Raw genomic sequence first — 13,319 nt, 5'->3', positions numbered from 1 at the left:
TATGTACAGGAAGCATCTTACTTTATGGCCAGTCAGCAAGCGTTATTCAAACGAGACAAATATTACTTGCGGAGCAGTCAGTAAGTATTGCTAATGTGACCCTACCGGTCACCGCCGACCGCGGAACAACCGGGTGACCGCATGGAGATCCAATGAACAGCACGACAACCCTTGCAGACGAGACATACCAGCCCCGAGCCGACAGCCCATTGCACGAGCGCATCAGGCTGCTTACCGGGGCCACCTCATGGACGCTTCATCCGTTTCCAGAGGCGAACCTACGATCCCTCGTGCTTTCCGATGGGCCGATCGGGGTGCGCGGCGTCGATGAGGACGAACGTCCATCAGCCCAGATGCCCAGCCCGTCGGCAGTCGCTGCCACCTGGGATGTCGAGCTGGTCGCGCGGCTCGGCGAGCTCACAGCGCAGGAGGCGAAACGTAAAGGCGTGGACGTCGTTCTCGCTCCCGTCCTCAACCTTCAACGAACTCCCGTCGGCGGGCGTCACTTCGAGGCGTACTCCGAGGATCCCTTCCTTACCGGCGTCATCGCCACACGGCTGATTGCCGCCACGCAGTCCTTCGGCGTCGCGATGTGCGCAAAACACTTCCTCGGCAACGAGTCCGAGACCGACCGCACCACATACATCGCCCGGATCCCTGAGCAGGCATTGCGCGAGGTGTACCTCGCCCCCTTTGAACGCGCGGTGCGCGTCGGCCACGTGTGGTCGGTCATGTCCGCGTACAACCAGGTTGACGACGGGATCCAGATTGCGCCAGCTACAGAGCACGGCAGCCTCATCAATGACCTCCTCAAAGGTGAATGGGGGTTCGATGGTGTTGTTGTCAGCGACTGGCTCGCGACGAACAGCACCGTCGCTTCTGCCATCGGTGGGCTCGACCTCGTCATGCCTGGCCCCGATGGGCCATGGGGGCAGGCGCTTGAAGCCGCGGTCGCTGAGGGGCTCATTGACGAGAGCGTGATCGACGACAAAGTCGAACGTGTGGTGCGGCTGGGCCGGCGGGTTGGCGCCACCCTGCCCGCTGCCGCCGCTGTCGATGAAAACCTGCCGACCGATGCGGCGACACGACATCTCTTGCGCGAAACCATCGCCCGCTCCACTGTCGTACTGCGCAACAATGGGACGCTTCCACTTTCACCATCCTCAACGGAGACCATTGCTCTCATCGGCCCCAACGCGATCGAACCGTTCGTACAGGGAGGAGGCAGTGCATTCGTCACCCCGCCATACGCGTCGACGCCCGAAGCCGCCCTGCGTTCCGCTCTGCCGAACGCCTCAATCACAATCCACCGCGGCGGTGCAGGAAGACGGCACGCGCGAGCGATCGACCCCGACCTGGTGACGACCCCAGACGGACGCGCGGGCTACTCCCTCACCTTCCTCGACGAGGCCGGCACGCCCGTCGGCGCACCGATCGTTGTGCCAGCCGACGAGGGTTGGAACCGCGGCGCACCAGAGAGCGCGACCAGCGCACACATCGAAGCGCTCGTGACGCTTCGCACCACCGGACCCCACAATATTGACGTCGGCGTCGCCGGCGCCCACAGCGTGCGATTCAACGGCGAGACGGTGTCGGAGTCCCCCACCGTCGCGGACCACGACATCATCCTCGACTCGTCGGCCAACAATCCCGACGGTCCCGTCGTGCGCGTCGACGTGGGGGACGCACCTCGGCAGGTGCTCATCGAGTCGACCCAGCAGGTCGTCGACGCGGGAGCATACGGACGGTTTGTACGATTCGTGCTTCGTCACGACGACGTTGCCTCGGACATCGACACCGAAATCGACGAGGCCGTCGCTGCGGCCCGACAAGCTGATCTCGCGATCGTCATCGTCGGGACCAACGAAGAAACCGAGTCTGAGGGATGGGATCGCTCGACGCTTGCGCTCCCCGCACGCCAGAACGAACTCGTCGACCGCGTCGTCGCTGCCAACCCGAACACCGTCGTCATCGTCAACGCCGGAGCGCCCGTCATTCTGCCCTGGCTCGACCGGGTCGCAGCTGTCCTCTGGTGGTGGCTACCCGGCCAGGAGGCCGGAAACGGCCTCGCGGACGCTCTGCTTGGAGTAACCGAACCGAGCGGCCGTCTCCCGTGGACCCTGCCTGCAGATGAGAGCGACGTCCCCGTGCCCGACGGGCGGCCCCGTGACGGCGTCATCGAATACTCGGAAGGCATCCACGTCGGATATCGCGGATGGGACAAGCTCGGCAGAAAACCCGCCCGTGAATTCGGCTTCGGCCTCGGCTATGGCACCTGGCGATACGACGACCTGCACGTGTCCGGATCGCCTGAGGGTGTCCAGGTGCGGGTTACTGTCACCAACACCAGCACCCGAGATGCGCGCGAAATCGTCCAGGTGTACCTAGAAGCACCCGGATCCAGCACAGATCGACCGCTCCGCTGGCTGGCCGGATTCACTATCGCCGATGTCGGCGCCGGTTCGAGCGCTGTCGTCGATGTCGATGTCGACCGCCGCGCCTTCGAGATCTGGAACGTCGATCGCCATCGTTGGGAGATTCCCGACGGCGCCTACGTCTTCCACGCGGGGAGATCCAGCCGTGACCTTCGGCAGACCATCGCCGCCGCGCTGAAAGACCAGCGATTCACATTCGCGTGAACGCACAAGACCCAAATACCCCCTCACCCCACCAATGCAAGGAGGCATTACTCATGTCAGGAAAAACCAAACGGCTAGTCGCCATTGCGGCCGCGCCATTGTTGCTCGCCGCTTTCGCGGGCTGCTCGTCGTCAGTAGCTGGCAACTCCGGCGCTGATGAAAAGGTGACGATCACCTTCCAGGAACAGTTCAGCGACGCGGAGTCGACACAATTCGCCGCCCAGTTGAAGGACTTCGAAAAGGCGAACCCAAACATCACGGTCAAGCTCATCCGCGACAACGACAAGAGCTACTACGACAAGCTGACGACCCAGATCACAGCGGGTAAGGGCCCAGACATTGCGCGGGTCGAGCCACCGCGGGCGTCGCAATTCATCGCCTCGGGTTGGGCCCTTCCGCTCGGCGATGCTGCCGGTTCGAAAGACGACTACTTCCCAGCGAGCCTTGAGTCCGTGACCAAGGACGGCGAACTCTACGGAGTGCCCGTAGACCTGTCGGCGCTGGCGCTCTACTACCGCACCGACTTGTTCCAGGCCGCGGGCATCGAGAACCCGCCCGCCACGTGGGACGAGTTCAAGGCTGACGCTCAAAAACTCACCTCAGGCGACGCGCATGGCGTCGGCCTGTTTGGCGGCTGGGGCGGCTTTGAGTTCTACCCGTGGCTCTGGCAGGCCGGCGCCGACGTTTTGAACGAGGACCAGACCAAGGCCGTCTTCAACTCGCCGGACGCGGTACGGGCCTTGCAACTGTGGGTTGACCTGCAGGCATCCGCGATGCCTGCAGGAATGGCGACCGCGACCGAGGACGACCTCAAAGGGCCATTCGTCTCCGGAAGCCTGGCGATGATGACGTCCGGCCCGTGGATGATCCCGTCCATGAAGGCCGCCGGAATCGACGGCAAGTGGGCCGTCGCACCGCTTCCCGAAGACAAGACAGCGGCTACTGTGCTCGGCGGACTTGACTTGCTCGTGCTGAAGAACACCAAGCACGCCGACGAGGCCAAAACCTTCGTCGCCTGGTTGATGCAGGACTCGGTTCAGAAAGAGTGGGCTAGCTCCCTCGGGTACATCCCAGTGAAGACCAGCCTCTATGAGGACGCGGTGTTCAAGGATGACCCGTACGTGAGCGCCTTCGCCGACGTTTTGAAGCAGGCCCGTTCGCGACCGACTGTCCCCCAGGCCGGCGACATCGACACTGCCCTCGGCACCGCCGTCCAGGCAGCACTGTCGGGCACCAAGTCGGCTCAGGAGGCTCTCGACGAGGCTGTCGCCAGCTCGAACAAGGCGCTTCAGTGACCCAAGCAACAACAACTCTCGCGGGCCGGATCAATGGATCCGGCCCGCGGGGCCGCACGTGGCGCACCGCTGCCACGCCTTACCTGTTTCTCGCACCGGCCCTGGTCGCCGTCGGCGGCTTCGTGGTCTACCCGATCCTGTCGGTCGCCGTTCAGAGCTTCTTCGACATCAACCCGGTCAAGCACGAAGGGTGGGAATTTGTCGGCCTTCAGAACTACATCGAAGCAGCCGGCGATGGCGCTGTCTGGTCGGTGTTCGGCAATACCCTGACGTGGACCATCGGTTCGGTTTTCTTCCAACTCGTCGTCGCGATGGCTGGCGCATTGCTGCTCCAGCAGCTTGCAGGCGCCCGCATTCTACGGGCGGTCTTCGTACTCCCGTGGGCGACTCCCGTCGTCGTTGGCGCACTGGCTTGGAAATTGCTGTACCAACCTGACTACGGGACGATCAATCAGGTTCTGTCCGTCGTCGGACTTTCGGACCTCAAGCATGCCTGGTTGGCGGACCCAAACACCGCCCTTGCAGCCGTGATCCTCGCTAACGTGTGGCGTGGTTTCCCGTTCATCATGGTGCTGCTCATCTCAGGCATGGCCTCCATCCCGATCGAACTCTACGAAGCAGCGGGCGTCGACGGCGCCACCTGGGCACGCTCGTTCCGCAGTATCACCCTTCCGCTTCTCAAACCGATGCTGCTCACCAGCACGCTGATGGCCTTGATCTGGACATTCAATAACTTCAGCCTCATCTACGTGATGACCGGCGGCGGACCGGCCGGGGCCACCGACATCCTCACAACCTTCGTCTACAAGAGCGCGTTCAGCAGTTTCGACTTCGGGTACGCCTCGGCCCTGTCCATGATCTTGTTCGCGATCGTCGGCATCGGCTCCGCCCTGTACATCCGCGCCTTCGGAAAAGAGGCCCTCTCATGACCGCAACGACGACCACTGCCTTGCCACAGCAGGCAGCCGCATTAGCGCCTTCGCCCGCTCGCCACGTCGCGACCAGCCGACCGCGTAGACGGTTTAAGCCGCACCGCAGCCTCCTCTGGGCGGCTGCGATCGCGCTCGGTATCTTCGCGCTGGCCCCAATGCTCGGCATCGTTTCCGACGCCTTCAAAACGAAGCAGGAGCTGTACCAGACACCACCAGCGCTCATCCCGGCTCACCCGACATTCGACAACTTTCTATACGTCATCGGACGCGGAAATTTCCTTGCCTGGCTCGGCAACTCGGTACTCGTCAGCATCTGCACAGTCGTCATCGGGCTGCTCATCGGAATCATGGCGGGATACGCGTTGTCGCGTTTCCAGTTCAAGGGCCGACTGCTCATCGTGATCGGCCTGCTCGCGACCCAGATGTTCCCTTCAGTCCTCGTGATTATCCCGCTGTTCAACATCCTGTCGGGGCTGAACCTCATCGATACGCCTTGGGCTCTCGTGCTTGCTCAAGTCAGCACGTCGGCGCCTCTCGGCGTCTGGCTGATGAAGACGGCCTTCGACCAGGTCCCGAAAGAGCTCGACGAAGCCGCGCGCATCGATGGCTGTGGACCGTTCGGGGCCATGTGGTACGCCGCGCTTCCGGCCGCACGACCCGGCGTTGTGGCGGCCGGTATCTTCATTTTCATCGGCGCATGGGAAGAGTTCACGTTTGCGCTCACCTTCACCAACAGTGACGAGACCCGCACGCTCCCCGTCGGGCTATCGCAGTTGTCCAGCGCCTATGAAGTCTCCTGGAATCAGCTCGCGGCGATGTCGATCCTGGTGGCCATCCCGAGCATCATCCTGTTCAGCTTCATCCAGAAATGGCTCGTCACCGGCAACGCAAGCGGCGGGGTGAAGGGATGAAAGACGTCACCGTCAAAAATGGGCTCTTGCAGGTGGGTGACCGTTCGCTGCCTCTCATTGCGGGAGAAATCCAGTTCTGGAGGATGGAACCCGACACCTGGGCGCGAGCGATCGAGGAGGCCCGCGACGCCGGTGTCACCGTTGTCAGCACATACCTGTCCTGGCGTCGCCACGAACCGCGCCAAGGCGAAGTCGATTTCGAAGGGACGAGCGACCCGCGGCTTGACGTGCGCCGGTTCCTCCGTGCCTGCTCCGACGCAGGTGTGTACGTGCAGATCAAGCCAGGTCCGTGGATCTGTGCCGAGGAGCCAGGCGGCGGATACCCCGACTGGCTGCTCGAGAACGACCTAATCCTCGCACTCGACGATGAAGGTCAGGTTGTCATTGGATACAACCCGCCTTTCCAGCATCCGGTGCCCAGTTACACCGACCCCACATACCTGCGCGCTGTGCGGCGCTGGTTCACGCAGGTGTGGGAGGCGATCGGAGACTTCGCCTATCCTCACGGGCCCATCGTGGCCATCCAGCTCGACAACGAACCGAGCAGCTGCTTCCAGGACTCCCTCTACGGAGCGGACTACAGCGAATCGTCAGTGGCCGCATTCCGAGGCTGGCTGACCGACAAGTACTCGAGCGACATCGACTTGCTCCGGCGCGCGTGGGACGACCAGCAGATCACGAGTTTTCTTACGGCAGTTCCGCCGTCGCGGCCGACCGGAGAGCGCCGGTCGGACTCCCGCCGTCACCTCCACGACTGGATCGAGTTCAAGACTGCGGCCACCGGAGCCTACCTGGCTGAACTCGGGCACATGCACTCGGGCTGCGGAGTGGGGCACCTCCTCTCCACCGTGAACCTCGTCACCCATCCGATCCACGACGTACCGGTGTCGCACGCTAGCATCCGCGCGGCAGCGAACGCGTCGACCGGGGAGGATCACTACTACATCCCGCCGCTTGACACCGCTGACATCCACCGGCTCGCCCGGTCAGCGGCGACAGCACGGTCAGCTGGTGAACCGCTCGCCTGGGTGCCAGAACTGCAGGCCGGCATCTGGCGCTCCCCCGGCGAGGTCGTCGACTACCCCGACCCCACGCCGCTCGAACAGGAGATCTGGTGGGGCGCGGCCATCGCCTACGGATTCCAAGGGTTCAATTTCTACATGCTCGCCGACCGTGAGAACTGGGAGTTCTCGCCCCTCAGGCAAGACAGCAGCCATTCCGATTTCTTCACACCGATCGAGCGGATTGTCGCCGTCGCCGGAGCGGGCGCGGCGGCCCTGACCAACGAGGCGAAAGCCGTCGTCGTCGTCGCTTGGCATCGACCCGACGCATACGACGCATACACGGTCGTAGGAACCTCCAGAATTCCCGGAGTCGAGTGGTTCGACGACGAGGCGTACCGGGCATATCAGGAATGGGATCAGACTCTGCAGCATCTCACCACGCTCGGGTTGCTCTACGACCTGTGGGACACCGAGACCGACCTCTCCGCCGACCCAGACGCCCCGCTCATCGTCCCTGCGCACAGCACGATCGACCCCGGCAAGCTCGACTCGATCCGCGCGTTGGGGCGACGGGTGATCGAACTTGACCCCACCTCCGCGACCCACGTGCTCGCGTCTCTCGTGCCGTTCGCACCCCATGTCGTTGTGCAGGATGGCTCCGCGCTCCCCCAGACGCTGGTCGGTGTTCGCGACGGTGCCGAGGAGGAGTACGTGCACGTCGTGCACTGGGGAACCTGCAGTGAGGAAGCAACCATCGTGCTTCCCGGCCGCGCCGATGGAACTCTCACCGACATCCTCACCTCAGCCACCTTCGAGCTTCTCGATGAGCGCGTGCTCCTGCCGATCACTCCCGGCCACCACACGTTCGTTCTGACGAGCACGACCGCCGCTGTCCACCGCACAACCCCGGATCAAGGAGGGACACCCGCCTAAGCCATCCCGTGAAGGTGCCGGATCGAGTACGTCAAGCCACCCACGCTTTCGGTCCCCGACATCAACGATTCGATTCCCACAAACAAAGGAGTTACTGGTGAAATCATTCACAACCCAACTGGCGCGCTGCGCCGGCGTGGTTGCAGCCGGCGCACTCGTGACCAGCAGTCTCGTGCTGGTCGCAGAGCCCGCTCAAGCCGCGACCACGGTTCACAACTGGCAAACCTCGCAGGCGGGTGACCGTCTGACCTCGAAAACCGACCTTACTTTCGCCGCCGACAGCAGCGCGCCCGACATCCTCGTTGACCCCACCCAGCAGTATCAGGCGATCGATGGCTTCGGCGGAGCGTTCAACGAATCAGGATGGGAAGTGCTCAATCGGAGCAATGTCACCGCCGCGCAGCGTAACGCAGTACTTGATCAGATGTTCAACCCAACCACCGGCGCAGGCTTCAGTCTCACCCGCACAGCGATGGGCTCCAACGACTTCTCACCCAGCCACTACAGCTACAGCGATCTGAGCAGCGGCACTGACTTCCCGCAGGCGAACTTCTCCGTGGCGCACGACCAGGCCTCCCTGATTCCCTATATTCAGGCGGCCCAAACACACGGCGCGTTCCGCATCATGGCCTCGCCCTGGACCGCCCCCGGATGGATGAAGACGAACAACTCGCTCATTGGCGGGGGAAGCCTGATCGCGCCGTCAACCGACCCGCGCTACTACCAGGCGTACGCAGACTACTTCGCGAAGTACGTGCAGGCGTACGCAGCGCAGGGAATCACCATCAACGACGTAAGCATCCAGAACGAGCCCCTCAACCCGGCAAAGTTCGAGTCGACCGTGTTCACGGCCGCGCAGATGGCGGATTTCATCGCTAATTACCTCGGCCCAACTTTTGACAGCAAGAGCATCGGTGCGCGCATCCGCGGCTACGAACACAACCGTGACACGTGGACTTATCCGGTGGATATGTTGAATGTTGCGGCGACGTTGCCGTATGTGGCCGGCATCAATTTCCACCCTTACGAATGCGACTTCGGTCAGGCCTACTGCGACACCGCGAACCTGGGGCTGTTCAATGCCGCGAAACCGGGATATTCCACCTGGATGTCCGAGCACACGGACCTGGGCATTCCGAACGCCGCAGACTACGCGGGCGATGAACGCTGGGGCTCTGAACTCGTCGACGAGATGCTCGCCGGCGAGGGCGCTTTCATCTACTGGAACATGGTCCTCGATCACACAGGCGGACCATTCTCCAACCTGAGCGACGCGCAAGAGCCGCTGGTCATTGTGGACACCAGTGGCGCATCCGCCACCGTCAGCTACATGCCGAAGTTCTATCAGCTGCAGCATTTCTCGAAGTTCGTCCGGCCGGGCGCCTACCGCATTGGAACGACTGGCGGAGCCAACGGCGACGGCATCAAATCCGTCGCGTTCAAGAACCCCGACGGCTCTGAAGTTCTCGAAGTGGTGAACACAAGCGGAACCGCAAAGACGATCAAGGTCGGCGAGGCCGGCAGCACGTTCAGCCGCTCGGTGGCCGCGCATTCGACCAATACCTTCACCTGGTCGGGTTCAGTAAACACCTACCACGTCATCGCAGGCAGCACCGGAAGTTGGGGCGCGGTGAACGGCGACGACTACTCGGCAGACGCGAACTTCACCGGCGGCACTGTTCCGGTCAACACCACGCCGGCGATCGCGAACAGCGCCGACGATCCCCTGTACCAGTCGGAGCGCTACGGAACCAGCTTCGGCTACGCGTTCCCCGTGCCGGCCGGCCGATACCGGGTGGGGCTCAAGCTGTCGGAGAACTACTTCACGGCAGCGGGCCAGCGCGTTTTCAACGTATCGGCGGAAGGTTCAACGCGGATCTCGAATCTGGATATCTACGCGGAGTCCGGCGCCCGGTACAAAGCGCTGGACCGCAGTTTCGATGTGAACGTGACCGACGGGACACTCACCCTCGGTCTTGCCTCCACGGTCGATAACGCGAAGGTTGATGCCATCTCGGTCACTCCCATCCCGTCAACAGGCGCCCAGTACACGTCGACGGTATCCGCAGGCGTGCCGACGGGGTTCAGCACAGGAACCGGCTCACTACCCGGTTTCGTGTTCGCCCAGGACTACAACACCGGCGGCGAGGGCGTGGGCTACCACTTCTCCACAACCGGAGGAACCGACGCTGCTTACCGCTCAGATGCCACTCACTTGCAGACATGCACCGGTGATACATACTGCGGCGACAACGTTGGTTGGCTCGCCAATGGCGACTGGCTCAACTACACGAGCACAGCCACAGTGAGCGGCACCTACGACATCCATGTGAAGGTGGCGAACACCGTGGCTGGTGGAACCTTCAGCATCGACATGGATGGACGGCCGTGGATCGCGACCCAATCTGTACCGAATACGGGCGGATACCAGACATGGCAATCGGTGAACATCGATAGCGTCGTGATTCCTCTCGGGCAGCACACCTTCACGTTGAAGGTCGGAACCGGCGGCTTCAACCTGCACGACATCGAGTTCTCGAAGATCTTTCAGCTGAACGCCAGCGGGTCCACGGCGATTGAAGCCGAATGGTTCGCCGGTGGTGGAGAAGGATTCGGGAGCCACGACGCAACCGTCGGCAACTCGTTCACGGCTCCGCAACGCGGTTACCTCCGCGGGGGTGACACGGATCTCGAAATCTCGTCGACGGGGAACTTCGATGTGGGCAACACTGAGAACGGGGAATGGCTCAAGTACGTCGTGTACAACCCCACCGCGAAGACGTACAACGCTTCCTTGAAGGCAGCGACGACATTCACCACGGGTCAGATCCGTTACGATCTCGATTCGATCGGAAACACGATCGGGGCGACGACATCGATTCCGAGCTCGGGCGGCTGGCAGACCTTCGGGACCGCCACAACTTCGGTGACGATTCCGGCGGGCTACCACTCGCTGTACGTCTATGTCGTGAACGGAGGATTCAACATCGACTCCCTCACGCTCAACTAGCGTCAAGGTCGGTCGGCGCCTCGCGCGCCGGCCGACCGGACATGCAGGACGGGCTTGATGTCGAGGAGAAACGTGACCCTCGGCAGCGTCGCTGCCGAGGGTCACGAGCTGAGGACTACGCCTCGAAATCCTCGGGAACCTCGAGTGGGCGACGCGTGTAGTACGCGCGCGCCTTGGGGTAGTAGACAACCATCGGCACGATGCCGAGCGCAATCAGGCCGATCCCCAGGATGTTGACGATCTGGGAGTTATTCGGGATGGAGCTGAAGAAGATGAAGATCATGAAGCCTGCGCCGATCAACGGCCACAGCCCGACGAAGACGAAGTTCTTCACCGATTTGAAAATCACCTTTCGGAATCCAACGACCACCGCGAGGCCGGCCAACGCGTAGTAGAAGGCAATCTGGAGCCCGATCGAGAGGATCGCATTCGACAGGATTTCACCGATGCTACCGAGAAAATTCGAGCCGATGAACAGCACGAGTGAAATGCCGATGATGACGACGGTCGCGAAGACCGGCGTCTTCCAGCGACGGTTGATCTTGCCGAAGGCGAACGGGATGGTGCGGTCGCGGCCCATCGCGAACAGGGTACGAGTGACCTGGATCAGCGTGGTCTCGAGGGTGGCGATGGTCGACAGGGCGACTGCGATGATCAGCAGCTTGCCGCCGATGCCCGGCCAGACGACGTCGCCGAGCACCGAGAGAATATTGGCACTGTTGTCTTCAATGGTCTTGGTCGGGAGCATCACAAGAGTCGCGATCGTGAAGATTTCGAAGAGGAGGAAGACGATTACAACACCGATGATCCCCGCCGAGCCGGCCGACTTGTGGCCATCCTTGGTCTCTTCGTTCAGGTTGGCGGCGACATCCCACCCCCAGTAGTAGAAGGCGGCGATCAGGGCGGCTGCGACGAAGACGCCGGCTCCCGAGAGGTGCGAGAAGCCGAGCCAATCCCACGAGAAGTTCGGGCCGGCATGGGCGCTCGTCGAAGCGCGGAAAATTGCGATGGCGGCGAAGACGACAAGGATGCCGACCTCGGCGATCGACATAATCCACTGCGCGCGTGCTGTGACAGTCACGCCGAAAATCACGCAGGCGGCCATGACGAGGAACCAGAGCGCGCCGACGCCGGTGATGAGCGGCACATTGTTCGCCTGCTCGGGCGCAAAGAGCGACACGGTCATGGCCCCGGCAGGAAGAGCGCCGGCGACCATGAAGATCGTTGCCGAGACCACGAGCGCCCAACCCGAAAGGAATCCGAGGATCGGGTGCAGGCCGCGGGCCACCCACGAGTAGGAGGCGCCCGCGTGGACGTCAACGCGGCCGAGGTACAGGAATGCCCACGCGATACCGAGCATCGGCAACCCGCACCAGAGCAGGGCACCCGGGGCGCCGAGACCCGCGACGCCCACCAGGGTCGCGGTGGTGGCGGCGATCGAGTAGGCGGGCGCACTGCCGGCGACGGCCATCACAATCGATCCAGCCGGGCTCACCCCATCGGCCTGCAGCTGTTGCTGTTCGTATTCGACCGCTCGCAGGTGCGAGGTCTCGGTCTCGAGGTTTTCATGCGTCATTGCATCTCCAAGTGTCGTTCGAGGGATTACGACAGATGGACGTTAGCACGTGCGACCCGAGATAAAAATGCGAATTCCGTTGGCAAGCCTCAACTATTCACCGGAATTCGTCGCCCATCGGGAAGTTTGCCTCGAAAACCGAAGGTTGTGCGGGTATCGTGGGCTTGCAACGCGAGCACCCCTGGCTTCCGAGGAAGCTAGGGGTGTTGGCGTGAGTGTCGTACCTGACCTTCGACGCGCTCATGCCCGGGACGATCGGGTTGAGTGCGGGATCCGACAGGGTTGGTGTCTTCACAGTCGAGACAGCCGGTCGACTCCCGCGTGGCCCACGTCCTCCGATCCCCGCGAATACGAGCGAATGCGGAGCGAACCCGTGCGCGTAGAAACAAAAGAACCCCCGGCTTCCGAAGAAGCTCAGGGGTTATTGCTGGGGTACCTGGACTCGAACCAAGAACAACTGAACCAGAATCAGCCGTGTTGCCAATTACACCATACCCCAATGGCCTTTTCCGAAGATCGGGCCGGGAGTAACTCTATCCCAGGGTGCAGGGAGTCGACAAACCGAGAAAACTCGGGCGTGTCCCGGTGGGGCGTGGGCCCGGGCGACCTATTCGGTCAGAACGGTGGCGGCGTGACCTGGATCAGGCGGGCCGGTTCGGTCGTGTAGGTGTGCTTGGTCGGCGAGGTCCAGTCGATGACGCCGCCGGGCCGGTGGTTCAGGGTCCAGTTGGTCTCGGTTTTCAGTTTGTGCATCCGTGTGCAGAGATGCGCAAGGTTGTCGTGGCGGGTGCGGCCCTGCTCGTGCCATTCGATGCCGTGGTCGATGTCGCAGCTCGCGGCCGACTGGTTGCAGCCCGGCCCGCGGCAGGTCTCGTCGCGCACCCGCAACCAGCGGCGCAGGTCTGCCGGCACCGCGTACCGGCTGCGACCGACGGAGAGGATGACGCCGGTCTCCGGATCGGTCAGCATCCGGGTGAAACTCGGTGCGTGGGCGGCGATCCGACGGGCGGTGTCGGCAT

At 62.7% G+C, this 13,319-nt stretch carries 7 protein-coding genes, 1 tRNA gene and 1 pseudogene; 6 read left to right on the top strand and 3 right to left on the bottom strand.

The annotated features are described in order from the left end of the window. The first annotated feature begins 152 nt into the window (after positions 1-152). The 6 genes from AB4Y63_RS06955 to AB4Y63_RS06930 all read left to right on the top strand — a co-directional run bounded on the left by AB4Y63_RS06955 (position 153) and on the right by AB4Y63_RS06930 (position 10,724). Positions 153-2,639 (top strand): beta-glucosidase, encoded by a 2,487-nt coding sequence (locus tag AB4Y63_RS06955; RefSeq protein ID WP_441790323.1) that lies wholly within the window; start codon positions 153-155, stop codon positions 2,637-2,639. A gap of 53 nt (positions 2,640-2,692) precedes the next feature. After that, positions 2,693-3,934: an ABC transporter substrate-binding protein gene (locus tag AB4Y63_RS06950; RefSeq protein WP_441790322.1), complete on the top strand. Its 1,242-nt coding sequence runs from the start codon at positions 2,693-2,695 to the stop codon at positions 3,932-3,934. Next, a complete protein-coding gene (locus AB4Y63_RS06945; RefSeq protein ID WP_441790321.1) occupies positions 3,931-4,863 on the top strand; it encodes a carbohydrate ABC transporter permease in 933 nt (310 codons plus the stop codon). The genes AB4Y63_RS06950 and AB4Y63_RS06945 overlap by 4 nt, the downstream gene beginning before the upstream one ends. Next, on the top strand, positions 4,860-5,777 hold the full coding sequence (locus tag AB4Y63_RS06940; protein ID WP_441790320.1) for a carbohydrate ABC transporter permease: 918 nt from the start codon (positions 4,860-4,862) through the stop codon (positions 5,775-5,777). The genes AB4Y63_RS06945 and AB4Y63_RS06940 overlap by 4 nt, the downstream gene beginning before the upstream one ends. Beyond that, positions 5,774-7,714, top strand: a complete 1,941-nt coding sequence (locus AB4Y63_RS06935) for a beta-galactosidase (protein WP_441790319.1) — start codon at positions 5,774-5,776, stop codon at positions 7,712-7,714. The genes AB4Y63_RS06940 and AB4Y63_RS06935 overlap by 4 nt, the downstream gene beginning before the upstream one ends. A 97-nt stretch (positions 7,715-7,811) precedes the next feature. Beyond that, positions 7,812-10,724, top strand: coding sequence for a carbohydrate-binding protein (locus tag AB4Y63_RS06930; protein ID WP_441790318.1), 2,913 nt, complete (start codon positions 7,812-7,814; stop codon positions 10,722-10,724). Positions 10,725-10,839: 115 nt separating this feature from the next. Here the strand turns inward: AB4Y63_RS06930 and AB4Y63_RS06925 are convergent, their stop codons facing one another. The 3 genes and pseudogenes from AB4Y63_RS06925 to AB4Y63_RS06915 all read right to left on the bottom strand — a co-directional run. Further along, complete coding sequence (locus tag AB4Y63_RS06925; RefSeq protein ID WP_441790317.1) at positions 10,840-12,300, bottom strand: APC family permease; 1,461 nt, start codon at positions 12,298-12,300, stop codon at positions 10,840-10,842. Positions 12,301-12,727: 427 nt separating this feature from the next. Further along, a tRNA-Gln gene (locus AB4Y63_RS06920) sits at positions 12,728-12,799 on the bottom strand. A gap of 116 nt (positions 12,800-12,915) precedes the next feature. After that, positions 12,916-13,319: pseudogene (locus tag AB4Y63_RS06915) on the bottom strand (HNH endonuclease signature motif containing protein); the annotation flags it as partial.

Origin of the sequence: Leifsonia sp. YAF41 (assembly GCF_052113185.1) — a bacterium.
Taxonomy (GTDB): Bacteria; Actinomycetota; Actinomycetes; order Actinomycetales; family Microbacteriaceae; genus Cryobacterium.
Note: the sequence above shows the minus strand (reverse complement) of the source record. Positions and strands in the feature narration are given on the sequence as shown.